This window comes from Leptolyngbya sp. GGD (assembly GCF_026735145.1).
Taxonomy (GTDB): Bacteria; Cyanobacteriota; Cyanobacteriia; order Leptolyngbyales; family Leptolyngbyaceae; genus Leptolyngbya; species Leptolyngbya boryana.
Map to the genome: position 1 here is coordinate 600,173 of NZ_JAPQKE010000003.1, position 17,986 is coordinate 618,158.

17 protein-coding genes are annotated in these 17,986 nt (G+C 46.9%); 6 read left to right on the forward strand and 11 right to left on the reverse strand.

The window, feature by feature from the left end; genetic code table 11:
• Positions 1-16: 16 nt before the first annotated feature.
• The 7 genes from trpE to OU814_RS17805 form a co-directional block, all read right to left on the reverse strand.
• Positions 17-1,543: an anthranilate synthase component I gene (gene trpE, locus OU814_RS17775; protein WP_190652337.1), complete on the reverse strand. Its 1,527-nt coding sequence runs from the start codon at positions 1,541-1,543 to the stop codon at positions 17-19.
• A gap of 137 nt (positions 1,544-1,680) precedes the next feature.
• Positions 1,681-2,103 carry a photosystem I reaction center subunit II PsaD gene (locus tag OU814_RS17780; RefSeq protein ID WP_017288063.1) on the reverse strand — a complete coding sequence of 141 codons (423 nt, stop codon included), beginning with the start codon at positions 2,101-2,103 and terminating at the stop codon, positions 1,681-1,683.
• Positions 2,104-2,313: 210 nt separating this feature from the next.
• The gene (locus tag OU814_RS17785) at positions 2,314-4,302 is read right to left on the reverse strand and encodes a DICT sensory domain-containing protein (protein WP_017288064.1); all 1,989 of its coding nucleotides are present in this window, start codon (positions 4,300-4,302) and stop codon (positions 2,314-2,316) included.
• A gap of 171 nt (positions 4,303-4,473) precedes the next feature.
• Positions 4,474-4,953, reverse strand: a complete 480-nt coding sequence (gene ispF, locus OU814_RS17790) for a 2-C-methyl-D-erythritol 2,4-cyclodiphosphate synthase (RefSeq protein ID WP_017288065.1) — start codon at positions 4,951-4,953, stop codon at positions 4,474-4,476.
• A 161-nt stretch (positions 4,954-5,114) separates the two neighbouring features.
• Positions 5,115-6,518, reverse strand: a complete 1,404-nt coding sequence (locus OU814_RS17795) for a TldD/PmbA family protein (RefSeq protein WP_268184563.1) — start codon at positions 6,516-6,518, stop codon at positions 5,115-5,117.
• A 258-nt stretch (positions 6,519-6,776) separates the two neighbouring features.
• On the reverse strand, positions 6,777-7,052 hold the full coding sequence (locus OU814_RS17800; RefSeq protein ID WP_017288067.1) for an Npun_R1517 family heterocyst differentiation transcriptional regulator: 276 nt from the start codon (positions 7,050-7,052) through the stop codon (positions 6,777-6,779).
• Positions 7,053-8,023: 971 nt separating this feature from the next.
• Positions 8,024-9,172, reverse strand: a complete 1,149-nt coding sequence (locus tag OU814_RS17805) for a histidine kinase (RefSeq protein WP_017288068.1) — start codon at positions 9,170-9,172, stop codon at positions 8,024-8,026.
• 272 nt (positions 9,173-9,444) lie between these two features.
• On the opposite strand from OU814_RS17805, the gene OU814_RS17810 reads away from it, so the two are divergent.
• Positions 9,445-11,739 (forward strand): cation:proton antiporter domain-containing protein, encoded by a 2,295-nt coding sequence (locus OU814_RS17810; protein ID WP_268184564.1) that lies wholly within the window; start codon positions 9,445-9,447, stop codon positions 11,737-11,739.
• A gap of 108 nt (positions 11,740-11,847) precedes the next feature.
• The gene (locus tag OU814_RS17815) at positions 11,848-12,372 is read left to right on the forward strand and encodes a hypothetical protein (protein ID WP_268184565.1); all 525 of its coding nucleotides are present in this window, start codon (positions 11,848-11,850) and stop codon (positions 12,370-12,372) included.
• A 109-nt stretch (positions 12,373-12,481) separates the two neighbouring features.
• Here OU814_RS17815 and OU814_RS17820 read toward each other — a convergent pair whose 3' ends face one another.
• Positions 12,482-12,697, reverse strand: coding sequence for an Hfq-related RNA-binding protein (locus tag OU814_RS17820; protein WP_017288073.1), 216 nt, complete (start codon positions 12,695-12,697; stop codon positions 12,482-12,484).
• 78 nt (positions 12,698-12,775) lie between these two features.
• Between OU814_RS17820 and dapF the strand changes: the two genes are divergently transcribed.
• On the forward strand, positions 12,776-13,615 hold the full coding sequence (gene dapF, locus OU814_RS17825; RefSeq protein ID WP_268184566.1) for a diaminopimelate epimerase: 840 nt from the start codon (positions 12,776-12,778) through the stop codon (positions 13,613-13,615).
• A gap of 65 nt (positions 13,616-13,680) precedes the next feature.
• Here the strand turns inward: dapF and OU814_RS17830 are convergent, their stop codons facing one another.
• Positions 13,681-13,902: a DUF4327 family protein gene (locus OU814_RS17830; protein ID WP_026148621.1), complete on the reverse strand. Its 222-nt coding sequence runs from the start codon at positions 13,900-13,902 to the stop codon at positions 13,681-13,683.
• Between the two features lie 311 nt (positions 13,903-14,213).
• Complete coding sequence (pdxA, locus tag OU814_RS17835) at positions 14,214-15,233, reverse strand: 4-hydroxythreonine-4-phosphate dehydrogenase PdxA (protein WP_268184567.1); 1,020 nt, start codon at positions 15,231-15,233, stop codon at positions 14,214-14,216.
• 82 nt (positions 15,234-15,315) lie between these two features.
• Between pdxA and petM the strand changes: the two genes are divergently transcribed.
• On the forward strand, positions 15,316-15,420 hold the full coding sequence (gene petM, locus OU814_RS17840) for a cytochrome b6-f complex subunit PetM (protein ID WP_017288077.1): 105 nt from the start codon (positions 15,316-15,318) through the stop codon (positions 15,418-15,420).
• A 29-nt stretch (positions 15,421-15,449) separates the two neighbouring features.
• On the opposite strand, the gene OU814_RS17845 is transcribed toward petM, so the two are convergent.
• A complete protein-coding gene (locus OU814_RS17845) occupies positions 15,450-15,827 on the reverse strand; it encodes an ArsR/SmtB family transcription factor (protein WP_017288078.1) in 378 nt (125 codons plus the stop codon).
• Between the two features lie 189 nt (positions 15,828-16,016).
• On the opposite strand from OU814_RS17845, the gene OU814_RS17850 reads away from it, so the two are divergent.
• Together OU814_RS17850 and OU814_RS17855 are read left to right on the forward strand one after the other, a co-directional pair.
• A complete protein-coding gene (locus OU814_RS17850; protein ID WP_268184568.1) occupies positions 16,017-17,000 on the forward strand; it encodes an SDR family oxidoreductase in 984 nt (327 codons plus the stop codon).
• A gap of 36 nt (positions 17,001-17,036) precedes the next feature.
• Positions 17,037-17,939: an NAD(+) kinase gene (locus tag OU814_RS17855; RefSeq protein ID WP_268184569.1), complete on the forward strand. Its 903-nt coding sequence runs from the start codon at positions 17,037-17,039 to the stop codon at positions 17,937-17,939.
• Positions 17,940-17,986: the final 47 nt, after the last annotated feature.

Here is a 17,986-nt window from a genome sequence, read left to right on the forward strand (position 1 = left end):
CCCCCTGCGATCGCACTTAAGATTGTAAACATCGAATCGCTTCTAACAACCCCCGCGCTTTGTTCAGGGTTTCCTGATATTCGCTTTCCGGGACAGAATCCGCGACGAGTCCGGCTCCGGCTTGTACACTCACGGTATGTTTGCCGTTGCCTTGATCGCGAACAACCATTGTCCGAATCGCGATCGCGCTATTCAATTGCCCTTCAAAGTCATAGTAACCATACGCTCCAGAGTAAACTCCCCGCCGACAAGGTTCTAACTCATGAATAATTTCCATCGCTCGAATCTTCGGCGCACCGCTCACCGTTCCGGCGGGGAATCCGGCTTTGAGTAAATCCCAGGCTGATTTATCGGGGGAGAGCTGTCCAATCACATTACTGACAATGTGCATGACATGAGAGTAACGCTCAATCACCATCAGTTCGTCAACTTTGACTGTGCCATTGATGCAAACCCGCCCTAAGTCATTGCGTCCTAAATCAACTAACATCACATGCTCAGCCACTTCCTTTGGATCAGCGAGTAAATCCTGTTCCAAGGCAACGTCTTCTGCATGAGTTTTGCCGCGTTTGCGAGTTCCTGCGATCGGGCGAACAGTAGCAATTCTGGGTTCAGTTGGATCGCTTGCTTGTTCTGCTTTCACCAGGACTTCTGGGCTTGAGCCAATGATCTGCCAATCGCCAAAGTTGAAATACGCCATGTAAGGCGAAGGATTAATCAATCTCAACGATCGATACAAGGCAAACGGATCGCCTTCAAATTCTGAAGAAAGCCGTTGAGAAATCACAACCTGGAAGATGTCACCCGCTTTGATATAGTTTTTCGCGGTCTCTACGCTGGCACAGTACTGTTCTTTCGTCGTATTACTCGTCCAATTCACCGAAGTATCATTCTTTGGTGTCCAAGACAGGAGGCGATCTTCCTCGGAAAAGGGAGCTTTGAGTTTATCGACGAGTTGAGAAACGCGATCGCACGCTTGTTGATAAGCTGCCTTTAAATCTGTATTTGGATCACGCAAGTCGGCATAAGCGATCGCCCAAATTTTCCGCTTCACTTGATCAAAAATCAACACTTGATCGATCTGCATCCATAACCCATCGGGCAAATCGTCTTCTGTCGCCTGATAAATCGGGACACGCGGCTCAATCCAATTGATCAGTTCATATCCCCAGAACCCAAACAGTCCGCCGATTCCAGGCGGTAACTCTGGCACTTTTACCGGATGATAAGGCGCTAAACATTCAGACAATGTCGTAAATGGATCGCCCTCAAAAACTTGCTGAGTGCCATCTCGATGCGTTTGGGTTGTGCGATCGCCTTTCGCTTCTAAAATCCACAACGGATCGCATCCTAAAAAGCTATATCGCCCGATCGTTTCTCCGCCTTCCACCGATTCGAGCAAAAAGCTATAAGGCTGTCCGGCACAGACGCGATACCACGCGGAGACAGGTGTATCTAAATCTGCGACCCATTCTTGATAAACCGGGACAAAATTACCTTGTTTTGCAAGTTCGGCAAACTGAGAAAAATCAGGAGAAATCATAGAATCACGTTTGAGCTTGGCTTTAAAGAATACAAGCTTAATTAGCAGTTTGGTATGCCAGAAACAACAAGAGGAGCCAAACTTCAACCGAAACGGCTAAACTTTGGCTCCTAAAAGCACAACCAATAAAATTGAAATTAAGGATCGTAAGGGAGACGACCGCTAAACTTCAATTTTGCAGGTTCGGGGTTAGAACCGATGTTGCGCGGCACGCTATTCACGGCTACGCGACCTTCGTTCACCTTCTCAGGGAAAACACCATCTGCGGGATGCAAATACTGAATTTCGCCGTTGGGGAAGACACGGTAGATCTTGTAGTTGGTGATCTTAAACTTCGTGCGAAGTTGTCCACCGAGTGCAAGACAGTGTTCCTTGCGAGCTAAATACAGCAAGTTGTCACCTTGACGCATTTTGGCTGCACCACACATGGGCATTTCAAAGACTTGCTCTTTGGGGCTGCTCCATGTGATGGCATATTTCTCTTCTACTAAGGCTTTGGTAAGCAGTCCGCCTGTGCTGCCTCCGAACAAAGGTGCTTGTCCAGTAAGAGTTTCTGACATAGGTCTCGCTCTAAACGTTTTTGGCATCGTATCATCGGCTGTTTACAGGTTTAACGATTCCGTAACAGTTGTTAATAGGTGCTATTCCACGGTCTGTTCAGTCGGGTCGATTGATTAATTTTCTTAACAAAATAGGAAGTTTTTCTAGTGAATGGGCGTGTTGCTCAGCTTTAGATTCGGAGTTGGGTAAGCCGGAGAATAACCCGCCGATCAATCTCTCGATCGAGACGTTCTTTTCCGCTGTGCCGTTCTCTTTGTCTCGCCTGTAGCAACGATTGGAATCGTAAAGTGGAACTCACTGCCTAAATCTTTGCCGCTCGACTCTGCCCAAATCTTTCCGCCCCAATTCGTAATAATTTGGCGACAAATCGCAAGTCCAAGCCCTGTTCCGCCTGTCGTTCGACGGAGCGCGCCTTCCTCTTGGTAAAAGCGATCGAACACGGTTTCTAGGCGGTTTTCCTCGATTCCGCGTCCTGTATCGGAAATCATTACCTCCAGCATCGTGTCTCCGCTGCGCTGTGCTCGAATCGTCACTCTGCCAGTAGCGTCAGTGAATTTACAAGCATTATCCAGCAGTTTGGTTAAGACTTCGACGAGCCATTCGCCATCGACTTGTACCAGAGGCAATTCCGTTGAAAGCTGTGTGACAATTTGCGGCAAATTCGTAGTCATACGGCGAGTTTGCAGACTACTCAGCGCTAAATCGACGCATTCCCACAGAGGTAAGGGTTCAAATCGCCATTCGACTCGACCGCTTTCTAGGCGAGACAACGTGAGAAAATCCTGAATCAGCTTTCGCATCCGCTCTCCATCCACGAGAGCAGAATTCAGCATGACTTGCCGCAAGTCGGGGGACATGTCAGGTTCACTCGCTAGGCTTTCTAGACAGACTTGAATCGTTGAAAGTGGAGTCCGAAGCTCGTGTCCAGTAATCGCGATCAAATTGCTGCGCGTGCGATCGAGTGCCTCTAACTGCTGATTGAGATCTTCTAAATTCGCAAACGATTCGGCTTGAATCAGGGCAACCCCGATTTGAGTCGCGATCGCTTCTACCATTTCGACTTCATCACGCTCTAACACATGCGGTGTTGCACCCCAATAATGCAATTCCACCATGCCGAGCACTTGGTTTTGATGCAGAACCGGAACCATTAACCATGATCGAATATTCCAATCGAGCGTTAATGCCTGCAAGGTACGATCGCCATCCTTGATCATGGAGAATCGCGGATCGGTTTGCGTATCTTCAATAAAGACGGCTTCCTGGCGCTGAGCAACTTCTTCAAACAGAGGATTGCCTTGTAATGTCCAGACATGCCCTACTAAAGACGGCATGGATTCTGTGAGATATTCGTGACTTAAAGTGGCAGATAAATCAGTCGATTTGCACCGATAAATCAAACAGCGCTCTGCACCGAGAACTTTGCCGAGTTCTTCTGCCGCAACATTCAGAATTTCAGTTGGATTGAGCGATCGTCGAACTGCTGACGTGATCGAATTGACTAAGCGCTCTTTGCGTTCTTTTTCAGCGATCGAGCGATAGGCTTTCGCTAATTTGTACTGTCCTGCTTGCAAATAAGTCACTAAGCGATCGGCAAACGGAGCCGGATCGACTTGATTCAACTTAGAAACCATACCAGTCGCCATCTGATCCAGCACAGGCGCAATCTTGGTTTGCAATTCAGGACGATATTGGAGAATGCGGTGCAGCAAAATCTCAGCGGCTTTGAGGACAATATCGCGATCGAATGTCCAAATGCCTTCAAATCGCCGCGATTGATCGACATGCAGCGGTGGAGCAGATTGATTCTCCGTCGTTAAATCCCGTTCTCGGCAAATCAAACACGATGCGTATTGTTCGCTCATGACGACTAAATGCCATTCTTGGCTGAGTCCATCCTCTGGCTCAAACGCGATCGTTTCATAATGCTCTGAGCGATTGGTGAAATCTGTCTCAGGAGCGGCAAGCACATAAACTTGATCCGTGCGGCTGGCAATTCTCAAATATCGATGCGCTTCTTGACGATAGAACCGTTCGCGCTGGAAACTCGCAATCACCAGTGGGCGATCGTGACCTGCTAAAACTTGGTCTTCCATGGCATGGGACAATGCCGTTAAGGAAGACTTGAAATAGATTTGAGGTCGCACCTGGGGAAGCGCATTCAGTAAGGCTTCCAGGACAGAATCAGTAAGAATCATCGATAATAATTAACCCGCCAACTGTGTAATTTTTTGTGCAATTTCCAGTTAGGTCGAGAAGCTGAGGTCGTTGAGGGTTCAGCCGACGACCCAGACCCATATAGGACTATATTCTCAGCCATTGTAAAGGTTGAGCGGGATCGATGACTGAATCATGTTTTGTTTCTTAACTCATGCTTGAATTAGTAAAACTACCGCATGGGATGCGATCGCTTGTTCGTTCCCGACTGCATCCATCTTTTCATTCGTGGTTGCTTTCACACCGACTTGATCAGGCGCGAGGTTTAAAGCATTGGCAAGACGCGATCGCATCGCTTCAATATGTGGCTTCAATTTCGGACGCTCTGCCACGATCACCGAATCAATGTTACTAATTTGCCAACCTTGATCTTGAATGAGTCGATGAACTTGTTCTAACAGCACAATGCTATCGGCTCCTGCCCATTTCGGATCAGTCGGCGGGAAATAATGACCAATATCTCCCAAGCTCAAAGCCCCTAGCATGGCATCCATAATGGCGTGAGTCAGCACATCTGCATCACTGTGACCGAGCAATCCGGTTTCATGTGCGATTTGGATGCCACCTAAGATTAAGTCTCGTCCGCTAACTAAGCGATGAATATCGTATCCGTTGCCAATGCGAAGCTTCATGAGAGTGTGAAATTAACGATCGATCACAATTTTTACAATATCGCAGTTTAGGCGTTGGATTTAGGTTCCGATGATGCAGGTGCAAAAGTTACACCGTGCTGAACCTGAAAATCAAAACGCCCGAAGCATTGAGAATCTCAGGTGTTAGGCGACACGCTCTGCTAATCGTCGATCGCTTCTCCGCCAACCACGACATCTCGAATTCTTAGACTCGGCCCGCCACATCCGACGGCTAATCCACTCTGTCCACCTTTGCCACAGCCTCCCGACTCATCCCAGAAGAAATCATCTCCGATCGCTTCAATGTCGGCTAAGGTCTTAAACGCATTACCTGAAAGCGTGACATCCCGCACTGGCTCAGCAATTTCTCCATTCCGAATCATCCAAGCTTCGCCCGCAGTAAAGGTAAACATTTCGCCATTGGTCATGCCTCCGATCCAGTTGCGGGCATAAACACCTTCTTGAATATTCTGAAAGAGATCCTTGACGGGAGTCTTACCCCGCTCGATCCAGGTATTGGTCATTCTGACGATCGGGGGATAGTGATAGTTCAAGCAGCGTGCATTTCCTGTCGGCGCTTCTTCTAATTTTCCAGCGGTTTCCCTCGAATGCAGTCGTCCCACCAAAACGCCATCTTTGATCAGTTGCGTCGTAGTGGCTGGAACGCCTTCATCATCGTAGAAATAGCTGCCTCGATGTCCCTCGATCGCGGCTCCATCATAAATCTGCAATTCCGGCGATCCAAACCGTCGCCCTAGGCTCATCACTTCCAAAATGTCCGGATTCTCATATGCCATATCTGCTTCAGACAAATGCCCAAACGCCTCATGCACAAACAATCCAGACAGAATCGGATCAATGACAACGGTATACGCCCCACCTTTGACCGGGGGCAATGCGAGCGAGTTGACAGCGCGCTGCGCGGCTTCTTCAACTTGTCGATCGAGTCCCAGTAGATCCTCGTAAGCTTTCCGTGATCCAACCGTTTCGCGTCCTGTCTGCACAGTTTCGCCGTCACGGGCTGTCGCTGCAAATCGCATCTCCAGATCGACCCAAGACTGCTCGATCATGCTGCCGTCAGAAGTTGCCAAAATAATTTTCTGGGCGCTATCTCCATATCGCACCGAAATCGTCGCAATCCGAGGATCGACACTGCGAAGAATTTCTCCATAGTGCTGACAGAGCGATTTTTTCTGAGCAAGCGAAATTTGACGTGGATCGCTTCCTGTCAGGCGTAAAGCGCGATCGTCTTGAATCGGCGCAACAGGTGCCAAAATCGTTTCATCCATGCCGACTAACTTTGCGGCAGCGATCGCATCTTCAACGCGCTCTTTCAAACTCGACAACTGATTAAAACTCGAAAACCCCCAACCGCCTTTATAGCAAGCGCGAACCTGTCCCCCGATTGAAATTCCTTCACTCAGCGTTTCGATCTTATGACCTCGCAATAAAATGTCGGTTCCTTCTGCCGCTTCGAGTCGGATTGCCAAATAATCGACCTGATGACGGTAGCGACTCATCAAATCAGAAATTAAGTTCTTAGCGTCAGATAATGCCGAATTCATAGATGTTTTAGAAAATCACTAGATTAGTCGCAAATTCGATCGTCAAATTCCCCAAAATGATTCAGTCACTTCGTCGAGCGAGTTTCCCAACGAGAAAGCAGGTGACGTAGCGGATTTAGGAGATGGCAGCCGCGAGTCATGAAGCTGCTAACCTATCAAATTCACTTCTTAATTGTGCGCCTAATCGCGCCACCCTGCAAAAAAGGAGCCACGGATTGTCGTCGGCTCCTTTTTTGTAGTATTCAATTTGTGAACGATTCAATCTTTCGAGTTGCGAAGGCGCATGAGACGGCGACGCATCTGAGGAGAAGCCGCCAGTTCAGAAATCTCCGTTGCCTTTACATCCACATCCAGAGGTTCTAAATATTCATCTGCTCCGCAGGAATAAGCATCTAAGAGAAACTCTAGAAGTTGCTCTGGGTTGCTCAAAGCGCCCTTCTCTTCAATCAGTCTAAACTTCAGTCGAACCTCACACTCGTAAACTCCAACCTCTGCTGGAGCTGTGACTTTACACTCTAAAGGATCGTAATTCATCTACGCAGGCAGTCCCAATGACGCGGTTAAGTTGGATAGGGTTTCAGAATTAGGCTGTTCGATTGGCAGATCGCCACGAAAAAGATGCAGATAAGTTGAGTGCTTCAAGAAATCACGCCGAAACAGCAATTAATCTAGAAGCAATCTGGTAGATGTTCCTTTAACTGCTTGAACTTAGCACTTTTAGGAAGTTAGTCAGATCAGCTATATCGCTGAATCAAATTCATCAATATCTCAGCTTCATTGAGAAGTGAACCTGATTTTCTCAGCCGTTCTCAAATCCTGCTTATGCTCAGTTATAGAGGAGTGATTTTGGAATTAGTACCGTAATAACACCAATCTTTCAGGCACTTTGAATTGGAGAGTCAGAAAGATTGAATGCAAAATTTTGATCGAGTCTGTCTTTGATTTTTTGATCTCAAATTTGTGTGATGCATTGATGAAGTTCTCCCTGATTCAGCAACCCGTAATTTCAATTTCTGAAGCTAGTAAATTCCCTTGTAGCCTGTATTACAATCCTTAAATCCTATACGCAAGGATGGCACAAATCTAAGCGATATCAGATTAGGTTGATTTCGATCTGATCTGAGTGGACTTCGCAAAACTAGAGCGAATCAGTTTTTAGAGAATGCGCCTTGAAACCATCAATCTTGTTCTCTACGTATTTAACTAAATTTGATGTAATTAAAAATACATTGCCTGAAATTAAGCCTGGTTTTTTCTGAGTTGCCAAGTATCGATCGCACTTCAGTAGACGAGTTGTTTTAGACCATGAGTTTAAAGATTTTGTATAAGGCAAGATTCGGTTCTTAAATTCTGCTTTTTCGGTTCAGATCGCATTCTCCGAAATAGTATCTTTCTTGCTCAGATCCTTACATATTCAAGCATTCAAGCACATTGATTTTTGAACCTTCGTTGGTTCAAAAACGATCATTCAGTACAACTACTGAAAACTCCGTATTCTCCACAGGCTAGGAGCGGAATATAGGCAGGGTAAAGTGAAAACAACTGCCTTGATTTGCGATCGAATCGACCCAAATCTGCCCGTAGTGCGCTCTGACAATCCTTTGGCATAAGGATAATCCAATGCCGTATCCGTCCTGAGCTTCATCGCGTTGCAGCCGATAATGATCCTCGAAGACGCGATCGCGATTTTCGGGTGGTACTCCAGGGCCTGTATCACAAATACTGACTTGCACTTTCTGAGCAGTGCGGTGCAAAATCGAAACCTGAATTTTGCCACCAGTCGGCGTGTACTTAATGGCGTTATCCAAAATATTGACTAACACCTGCCGAATTCGCTCTCCATCGGCATACACGATCGGCAGATCCGAAGGCATATCTGTTGCGATCTGCTGATTTTTAGACTGCATGCGATCGCCGAGTCCTGCTAAAACATCCTCACAAAGCGCTCTCAAATCAATTTTTTCAGGTTGAATATGCAACTCGGAACTTGTCCCTCTTGCCGCTTGCAGGATATCCGTGATCATGCGGTCGATCGTCCGGATTTGAGTGCGCCCATGCTTCAACAGGTTCGCAGTCATTTGCGGAGTGAGCCGAGAAGTTTGCCCGTCTGCTTGTTTGTACGCAATTTCTAAGGTTTCGATCGCAATTGAGGCGGCGGTCAACGGATTGCGCAAATCGTGCGCCAGCATGGAAATAATTTGATCCTTAAACTGAAGCTGCGCTTGGAGATTCTCGTTCTCGCGCTGCAACCGGAAAACTTCATCAGTAAGTTTAATTAATTCCGCAGAATAGCCGACAGAGGCAGAGGGTTCAGTAGAATCAGAAGGAAGAGTCTCTTCGATCGATTTTTGCCAGCGCGACCACCAATTTTTCAGCTGAACGATTAAATCACTTCCAGTTAAAGTCTGACGGGGTTCTGGATGAAGTTTGATTAGAGCAGGTGTAGCAATGAGGCGAAAATGTTCAGCGAGATAAGGCTGCTCACCGACATCGACAACTTCTAATTCAAATGGACATTCCGCGCTCCGGTCTTTGAGAAAACCGCGAATTTGTCTGATCTGTTCGCGGGACGCGGGTCGTTGATCGACGAACAGCAAAATTTGGAGTGTCACTTTGGGGTCAGTGGCTGGGTTAGAGTGTGCCTGCATCGTCATGAATGGGCTTCTCAGAACTGAAAGCGGGTCTGAAGACGAAGGTTAGAGTGCACGATCAAGGATATTAAATTAATCGAAACATCACGCAAAATGCGCGGAGCTTGCCCCCAATCCAATATCGATCGTACTCACTCTATATAGATAGATTACCGCATCACCTCCATTGTCGGGCGTTTCAGTTAGATTCTGCGTCAGTTCCCCTACAAACTGGTGATTCAATGTAAAGTAAAATTAATAAGCTGTCATAAACTTTCTAATAATTCTGGAAGCTCGTGCAAGAAGACTTTCGTTTAATCGTTGATCTCGTCTCAGTATTAGCGGCAGCAGCAGCGGGTGGATTATTCGCCGCACTATTGAAACAACCTGTGTTGCTGGGCTATTTGGCGGCAGGGGTGATTGTTGGTCCGACTGGCTTGGGGTTAATTAAAGAGATTATCCAGGTCGAAACGCTTGCCCAGTTTGGGGTGGCGTTTTTGCTATTTGCGCTAGGGGTCGAATTCTCATTTTCAGAACTGAAAAAAGTTAAAGTGATTAGTCTCGGGGGCGGGGGCTTGCAAATTGCGCTCACGATTCTGGTGACGACATTAGTTTCTTTGGCAATGGGATGGGTGACATCTCCCCCTCAAGGAGTCTTCCTGGGCGGGATTCTGTCGCTGTCTTCGACGGCGGTTGTACTTAAGTGTTTGATGGAGCGCAACGAGACCAGCACGCCTCATGGTCAAGTGATGCTCGGGATTCTGGTGGTTCAGGATTTAGCGTTGGGGTTGATGTTAGCGGTATTACCTGCGTTAGATCAGCCAGCGGAAGAAGTCGGTTTAGCGATCGGGTGGGCACTTCTCCAAACGGGTCTTTTTGCACTTGGAGCCGTTGCCGCTGGGATTTGGGTAATTCCACGACTTTTAAGATTACTGGCAAAAACTGAGAGCCGCGAATTATTTTTGCTGGGAGTGGTTGCGCTCTGTTTAGGTATTGCTTTATTAACTGAGCATTTGGGTCTGTCGATCGAAATGGGAGCCTTTGTTGCAGGCTTAATGATTTCAGATGCAGAATACGCCGACCAAACGCTGACTTATGTAGAACCCCTGCGCGATATTTTTGCGTCGTTGTTCTTTGCGTCGATCGGGATGTTGATTGATCCCGTCTTCCTCTGGAATAATTTGGAATTGATTCTCGGTTTAGTCACCCTTGTTTTCATTGGCAAATTCTTAATCATTACGCCGCTGGTGCGAATTTTTCGATATCCCTTGAAAACCGCTTTGATTGCAGGATTGGGACTGGCTCAAATTGGAGAGTTTTCATTTGTTTTGGCGAGTGAAGGACAGACATTAGGATTAGTTTCGCGTCGAGTTTACCTTCTCATTTTGGGGACGACGGCGGTTACTTTGGTTGTGACCCCATTTGTATTGAGACTTGTTCCAAAATTATTTGCTTGGGGCGAATCAATTCCTTGGCTAGTGAAATTCTTAGAACAATCCGATGAACCGTTAGCGATTTCTGAGGATCTGCCGATCAAAGATCATTTCATTGTTTGTGGATACGGTCGAATTGGACGAAATATTGTGCGATTGTTGCGCGATCGCAATCATCCGGTTCTGGTGATTGATCAATCCGAGTCTCAAATTCAAAAGGTTCGAGACGCTGGAATTCCCTATATTTACGGCAATGCTGCAAGTTCCTATGTTTTAGAAAAAGCAGGCGTTGCAGAGGCGAAAGGCATGGCGATCGCACTTCCTGATCCGATGAGCACAAGATTGTGCGTGAAGCGATCGCTAGAAATTTCTCCAGATTTAGATTTAGTCGTCAGAGCCAACAAAGACAAAGACATCGAATTGCTCTATCAGCTTGGAGCGCGCGAAGTCGTCCAACCTGAGTTTGAAACGAGTTTAGAGCTTTCGGCTCATTTGCTGGCAGGAATTGGCATCCCAAGTCCCGCAGTACACCGAGAAGTGCAGATGATTCGGAATTCTCATTATTTAGAGTTTCGCCCAGACCAGGCTTCTGAGAACATTTCGCGCGATCTCAAAGCGGTCACAGGTGAGATGAATAGTCGTTGGTATGCGTTGCCAGAAGAGTCTCCATTACTGGGAATGTCGATCGAAGAAACAGATATTCGCCGTTTAACGGGTGTGTCTGTGATGGCGATTCGTCGTGCGGGTGGGTTGACGATCGATTATCCAGAGAGTTTGACGACATTGGAACAAGGCGATCGCTTATTAATCGTGGGTGAAACCGATGAAGTTGCTGCATTTGACCAACTGGCAAAAGGCGAAGCAGCAGTGCCTTCGACGAATTCTTCTTGCCAGTGGCTACAAGTGCCTTCAGAAAGCCCTTTGATCGGTAAAACGCTCTTAGAACTTGAACTTCAGCAGCGCTATAAAATCACAATTCAGACGATTCGACGCGATGGAAAATTGATTCGATTTCCTGAACCCGACGTAGAGATTCAGAATGGCGATCGTTTATTACTCTGTGGCGGATTTCATGCTCTGACTCAAGCGCAAGAATCCCTTGCCTCAAAAACGGAAGTGCCTTTAATCACGACCTCAATCTCTGAAGCAGAAAGTTAACATCAAACAGAATCGGCAATCAATGTGCCATTGGTTATAGATGTTTAGTCCCAGTTCGTAGCTTGGGAAAAATATTGCTGTTGTCAGTAAGAATTAAAGAAACAAGCAATGAGTGATCTATACGAACTCGCATTTACGCTTCAATTAAAACGAGATTTATCTCAGGAAACCCGTGGAATATTGAGATACATGACTCGATCAGTTGGTGTAAGTAACAAGCCACCCACATTGGATCATCCATTCTTTCATGTTGAAGGCTTCAAAACTGAGTGGACATATTTGATTGCAAATCCTCGTAATGATGACGAAGAAATGTTAGAGGGTGAATGTGGTAGCGCTTTAACGGATGAGCAACTAACATTTCGCGGATTGATTCATGAAGACCCATTTTGGAATACTTGGGAGCATTTTTCAAACTGGCTCCTGTCAATCAGTTCATCGACTGGGTTAATTGGGTATTACCGAAACATTCAATACGACGATCACATTACCTTAATTGTCTTTGAAGCAGAGAGGGTGTGCGACTTACCTTGTGAGGACTATTCAGAATTTGAGGATTTGCAGATTGAGATTATCGATACACTCAGAATTTCTGAAGTTGATCCTCCTATGATTCAGAGAGTAGATGGATAATAGCTTCATTGAGCATGATATTATTCTCGCTAGCAAAATTTTGAATGTGGCTACAAAAAAAACAAAACCCGCGTGAAGCGGGTCTGAAAAGCGAATTTGAAGTTATTTTCTACATCTTTGGCTTCACGAATACGATCGACTGTCGCCAGACAATCGTGGGCTGGTCGTAGTGATCCATGATGCAGATACAATGAGGGTCTTGCCAGCGAACCTTTCCCGTGAGTAAATCTCCGGTAGAAAGTTTCATCTCAACTTCTTTTTCTTCACGAATAATCGTCTGAATCTGACGAGTACTTGGCAATCCGGTATCTAGTTCAATACTCATTGGGGAAAAGTCCTCGATCGAAATCGTTCTAATTTACTAGAGTGCCTCAATTCACCACATCCTATACAGTCTTGCACTATGGCGATCGAATTTACAAAGTATCATGGGCTTGGAAACGACTTTATTTTGATTGACAATCGGGCTTCGACAGAACCAAAACTAACGCCGGATCAAGCGATCGCATGGTGCGATCGACATTTTGGCATCGGAGCAGATGGAGTCATTTTTGCACTTCCCGGTCAAGATGGCACAGACTATACGATGCGGATCTTCAACTCAGATGGCTCCGAGCCAGAGATGTGCGGCAATGGCATTCGCTGTATGGCAAGATTCCTCGCCGACCTAGAAACGGCTGAGACTGGAAAATTTCAAGAAAAATATCGCATTCAAACTTTGGCAGGTATAATAACGCCGAAGTTTGAATCCAACGGACAAATTACCGTAGACATGGGTGAACCCCGTCTCTGGGCAAGTGAAATTCCAACCACCTTAACTGGTGAGAAGGTAATCGATCAGCCGTTGGAAGTCGCAGGACAATCCTGGAATGTGACTTGTGTGAGCATGGGAAACCCGCACTGCATCACATTCGTTGATGACGTTGCTGCGATCGAGTTAGAGAAAATTGGTCCGCTGTTTGAACACCATCCAGTGTTTCCACAACGCACCAATACGGAGTTCATTGAAGTCGTCCGATCAGACTACCTGAAAATGCGAGTTTGGGAGAGAGGAGCCGGAATTACACTCGCGTGCGGCACAGGGGCTTGTGCGTCATTGGTCGCAGGGGTTCTCAATGAGAAATGCGATCGACGCGCAACGATTGAATTACCGGGTGGTTGTCTCGACATTGAATGGGCAGCCGATGGTCGAATTTATATGACCGGAGATGCAGAAAAAGTGTTTACAGGCAGTCGAAGTTAGAAAGACAGAGGATGGAGAGAAATGGAACCCGCTTTTGTTCCCGATCTCCCCATCTCCTCGTCTCCCTAATCGTTATCCCAGCACTCCTGAGCCATCAAATCGCCAATTCGGTCACGCAGCAAGAAGTCGAACCGCTCTAACTCAGTTTCAAAACGAACCCATTCACGAGCTGGAATATGCTTGCAAAGGGTGTAAATGGGCTGGTGGCGGCTCACAACACCTCGATCGATAAGTTGACGTACCTCGTCTTGAATCATGCAAAGCGAGTACTGTGCTGTCTGAAGCATGGGTCTACCTTCCTGAGAAATCTGGGATCGAAGATTGAAATCTATTTGGGGGACAAACCAAGTAGCAAAAGTTCGGAACATCAATCCTCAATACAATCAGCCATTACTCTCCTCAAAACGGCTGAAATCTGTAGTGAGATATACTGAATTCTCTCTATTTTCTAACTCATTTTGGGGTCAAAAGTTTACGAAGTGTCTCTAAAGTTATGAGATTCTGACATTGTTTAGCCATGTTACTCCTACAAAATTCAGCTCAAAGGCTTTGCTGAACGCGGGTCTGACGGATTGTGTTGCAGATAACTGTTTTTGGCTTAGATTGCCTTCATGGATTGAGACAATGCTTTACGTTTTGCAAGTCTAATTGCGAACTCGATCGCGGCTTTCATACTGGTTGCATCTGCAATGCCTTTGCCTGCAATGTCAAAGGCAGTCCCATGATCCGGCGATGTCCGAATAAATGGCAGTCCGATCGAGGTGTTGACAGCGCGATCAAATGCCATCAGTTTCACCGGGATCAACCCCTGGTCATGATAGAGCGCTAGATATCCATCGTGAGCGTTGACCTGTCCCAACCCAAACCAAGCCTGACCCGGTTTCACCCACATCGTATCTGGTGGCAATAATCCATCGAGTTGAGCCTGTGGGAAGCGTTGCCGCATTGCTGCAAGCCAATCGGATATCCAGTCCATTTCTTCGCGTCCTAGTTGCCCCTGCTCGCCGCTGTGGGGATTTAACCCGGCGATCGCAATTCGTGGCTGAGTGATCCCAAACGAATCTTGCAGCGATTCAATCAACAAGTCCAATTTGAGCGTTAAAACTTCTCGGGTTAATTTCTCCGGTACTTGGGATAAAGGAATGTGCGTGGTTGCTAACAGAGCGCGAAGTTCCCAGTCGGTATGTGGCGATCGCGCAACAAACATCATGCCGAATCGATTCACACCCGCTTTTTCTGCTAAAAGTTCTGTCTGTCCTGGGTAAATGTGACCTGCGGCTTTCCAGGCGGATTTTGCAATCGGAGCGGTCACGATCACATCAAACTCGCCGCTTAAAGTGCGGTCGATCGCCGTTTCCAAATATCGAAATCCGGCTTCACCACTGGCTGCATTTCCGGTTCCAAGTGTGATTGAACCGGGAGTTTCGATGTGAAGCAGGTTGAGATTCTCAGGATTCGCGGCGCTGTCTAAGCGATCGTACGTTTCGAGGAGAATATTGCGATTTCCAGCGATCGTAATTTCGGCTTGTTGTGAAATGGCTGGATCGGCTAAAGCTTTGAGGATGACCTCTGTACCGATTCCGGCAGGGTCGCCCATGGAAATAACTAAACGTGGCATTGGGTTCTAAGGCGTGACTGAACTGCTTTACAATACTTAGAGATGACCCACCTAATTGCTGTTTAAGAGGAGAATTCAAACAATGGCTGGCGAAATTTTTAACACTGCATTTTTAGCGTCCACCCTAATCTTAGTTGGGTTGTCGCTCGGTTTCTTACTCCTCAAACTCCAAGGTGGAGAAGAATAGAAATCAAACGCGAGAGTGGGGGAAATCCTTCACTCTTCTTCGTCTAAATGTTCAGCAACCTCGCGATAAAGATTGAGAACGTGATGATCTTTGAGCGAGTAAAAAACATTCCGCCCTTGTTTGCGATAGCCCACTAAGCGCATCGATCGCAGCGCTCGGAGTTGATGCGATACCGCCGATTCCGACATTTTGACGGCTGCTGCCAAATCACACACGCATAATTCCTGAACTGCCAGTGCCGAGAGAATTCTAAGACGGTTTGCATCGCCTAGCAAACTGAAAAACTCCGCCATGCGCTGAGACTTCTCTACACTCAGTAAGTCCCGGTGGAGAAAGCGAATATTATTTAAATTCACAGGATGCTGAACCGCACATTGCTCAGTTTCAGCCGGATTAGGGTTTGCCATATTCAGTTACAAGGTTGAGCGATCGCTTTATTTAGCGTAGCGTACGGAGTCAGGTTACATCCCTTAATCCAGGTTACGATGAGGGATGTTCGACTGGGGATCTGGAATTCGTTCTTGCTTTGCGCGACTCAACGCCAAGATTTCTGATAGAATTTATCGAAAAGTTAACAATTTGTCACATAACTCCTCATGAGCGTATTGATAGTAGGTGCGACTGGCACTTTAGGAAGGCAGATCACTCGGCGCGCCCTAGATGAGGGATACAAAGTTCGCTGTTTGGTACGTAGCCCCCGCAAAGCTGCTTTTCTAAAAGAATGGGGAGCCGAACTCGTGACCGGAAATCTCTGTTATCCAGAGACGCTTCCGGCAGCGCTAGAGGGTGTGACAGCGATTATTGATGCTGCAACTGCACGAGCAACCGATTCGCTCAGTATCAAAGAAGTCGATTGGACAGGCAAGGTCAATCTGATTCAAGCCGCGAAGAAAGCGGGAATTGAGCGATATATCTTCTTTTCGATTCTGGATGCAGAGAAATTTCCCAAGGTTCCTCTGATGGAAATTAAGACTTGCCTTGAGAAATTCTTAGCAGAATCAGGATTAAGCTACACAATTCTTCGCCCTTGCGGATTCTTACAAGGCTTAATCGGACAATACGCTATCCCGATTTTAGAAGGGCAAAGCGTATGGGTGATGGGGAATACTGCTCCCACGGCTTATATGGACACGATCGATATTGCAAAATTCGCGGTTCAAGCCTTAAAAGTCCCAGAATCAATTGGCAAAACCCTTCCGGTTGTCGGTTCAAAAGCTTGGAGCGCGGACGAAATTATTAAAGTTTGTGAGCGGCTGTCCGGCAAACAGGCAAAAGTGACTAAAACGCCGATCTCAGTTGTGCGGATCTCGCGGCGGATTGCTCAATTCTTTCAGTGGACTTGGAATATTGCCGATCGCTTAGCGTTTACGGAAGTCGTGGCAACAGGCAGACCGTTAACGGCTTCAATGGATGAAACGTACGAAGTTTTGGGATTAGATCCTCAAGAAATGACGACGCTAGAATCCTATCTGCAAGAGTATTTCAGCCGCATTTTGAAGAAGCTGAAGGAAGTCGAATACGCCCAAGAGCAAGCTAAGAAAAAGAAAGAGCGTACAAAAAAAGCGTATCCCCGCTTTTAGAATTAGAATTCATCACCATTTCACAGGGTTTTGCGCGTGCCGAAAGCTGGCATTATCTACAACGATGACAAGCCGATCGCTTGTCAAGTTGCGACCGATCTCGAAGCGAAGCTGACTTCGCTAGGCTGGGATGTGGCATTGGCAACGGGTGCAGGCGGAATCCTCGGATATGCTTCACCTGAAAGTCCAATTTGTCACACCCCGATCGATCGCTTGGTTCCGCCTGGGTTCGATTCTGAAATGAAATTCGCGATCGTCTTAGGTGGCGATGGCACAGTTTTGTCTGCATTTCGTCAGGTTGCACCCTGCAACATTCCACTGTTGGCGGTCAACACGGGGCACTTGGGATTTTTGACCGAGATTTTATTGGATCAATTGCCAGCAGCGCTCGACGCGCTGCTCTCTGAAGACTACGAAATCGAAGAGCGCACCATGCTGCATGTGCAAATCATTCGAGAGGAGGCCATGCTTTGGGAAGCCCTATGTCTGAATGAGATGGTGCTGCATCGTGAACCTTTGACCAGCATGTGCCATTTTGAGATCAGCGTCGGGCGACACAATCGTGTCGATATTGGTGCAGATGGAATTATTGTGTCCACGCCAACTGGCTCAACGGCGTATGCTTTATCGGCAGGTGGGCCTGTGATTGTTCCCGGTATTCCCGTGATGATTCTGGTTCCGATCTGCCCACATTCTTTAGCTTCGCGATCGCTCGTATTTCCCAATCGCGATCCGGTCACGATTTATCCTGCAATTCCGCATCGCCTCGTTCTGACCGCCGATGGCAACGCCGGATCATACGTGTTGCCAGACGATCATGTCTGTGTGAAAAAGGCCCCATATCCTGCAAGATTTGTCCGTTTACGTCCGCCTGAATTCTTCAGTGTCTTACGAGAAAAACTTGGCTGGGGCGTAGCGCATGTTGCCAAACCGACTTAGAGTCTGAGGACGTTATTTAATTATTTAATTGGGGCACTTTTCCCAAA

What these genes read in the sequence shown, in the direction of transcription:
- OU814_RS17815 (WP_268184565.1), top strand. Translation starts at nt 11,848, where the DNA reads ATGAGTGATCTATACGAACTCGCATTTACGCTTCAATTAAAACGAGAT.
- OU814_RS17820 (WP_017288073.1), bottom strand. Translation starts at nt 12,697, where the DNA reads ATGAGTATTGAACTAGATACCGGATTGCCAAGTACTCGTCAGATTCAG.
- OU814_RS17795 (WP_268184563.1), bottom strand. Translation starts at nt 6,518, where the DNA reads ATGAATTCGGCATTATCTGACGCTAAGAACTTAATTTCTGATTTGATG.
- dapF (WP_268184566.1), top strand. Translation starts at nt 12,776, where the DNA reads ATGGCGATCGAATTTACAAAGTATCATGGGCTTGGAAACGACTTTATT.
- OU814_RS17805 (WP_017288068.1), bottom strand. Translation starts at nt 9,172, where the DNA reads ATGACGATGCAGGCACACTCTAACCCAGCCACTGACCCCAAAGTGACA.
- OU814_RS17830 (WP_026148621.1), bottom strand. Translation starts at nt 13,902, where the DNA reads ATGCTTCAGACAGCACAGTACTCGCTTTGCATGATTCAAGACGAGGTA.
- petM (WP_017288077.1), top strand. Translation starts at nt 15,316, where the DNA reads ATGGCTGGCGAAATTTTTAACACTGCATTTTTAGCGTCCACCCTAATC.
- pdxA (WP_268184567.1), bottom strand. Translation starts at nt 15,233, where the DNA reads ATGCCACGTTTAGTTATTTCCATGGGCGACCCTGCCGGAATCGGTACA.
- ispF (WP_017288065.1), bottom strand. Translation starts at nt 4,953, where the DNA reads ATGAAGCTTCGCATTGGCAACGGATACGATATTCATCGCTTAGTTAGC.
- OU814_RS17780 (WP_017288063.1), bottom strand. Translation starts at nt 2,103, where the DNA reads ATGTCAGAAACTCTTACTGGACAAGCACCTTTGTTCGGAGGCAGCACA.
- trpE (WP_190652337.1), bottom strand. Translation starts at nt 1,543, where the DNA reads ATGATTTCTCCTGATTTTTCTCAGTTTGCCGAACTTGCAAAACAAGGT.
- OU814_RS17785 (WP_017288064.1), bottom strand. Translation starts at nt 4,302, where the DNA reads ATGATTCTTACTGATTCTGTCCTGGAAGCCTTACTGAATGCGCTTCCC.
- OU814_RS17850 (WP_268184568.1), top strand. Translation starts at nt 16,017, where the DNA reads ATGAGCGTATTGATAGTAGGTGCGACTGGCACTTTAGGAAGGCAGATC.
- OU814_RS17845 (WP_017288078.1), bottom strand. Translation starts at nt 15,827, where the DNA reads ATGGCAAACCCTAATCCGGCTGAAACTGAGCAATGTGCGGTTCAGCAT.
- OU814_RS17800 (WP_017288067.1), bottom strand. Translation starts at nt 7,052, where the DNA reads ATGAATTACGATCCTTTAGAGTGTAAAGTCACAGCTCCAGCAGAGGTT.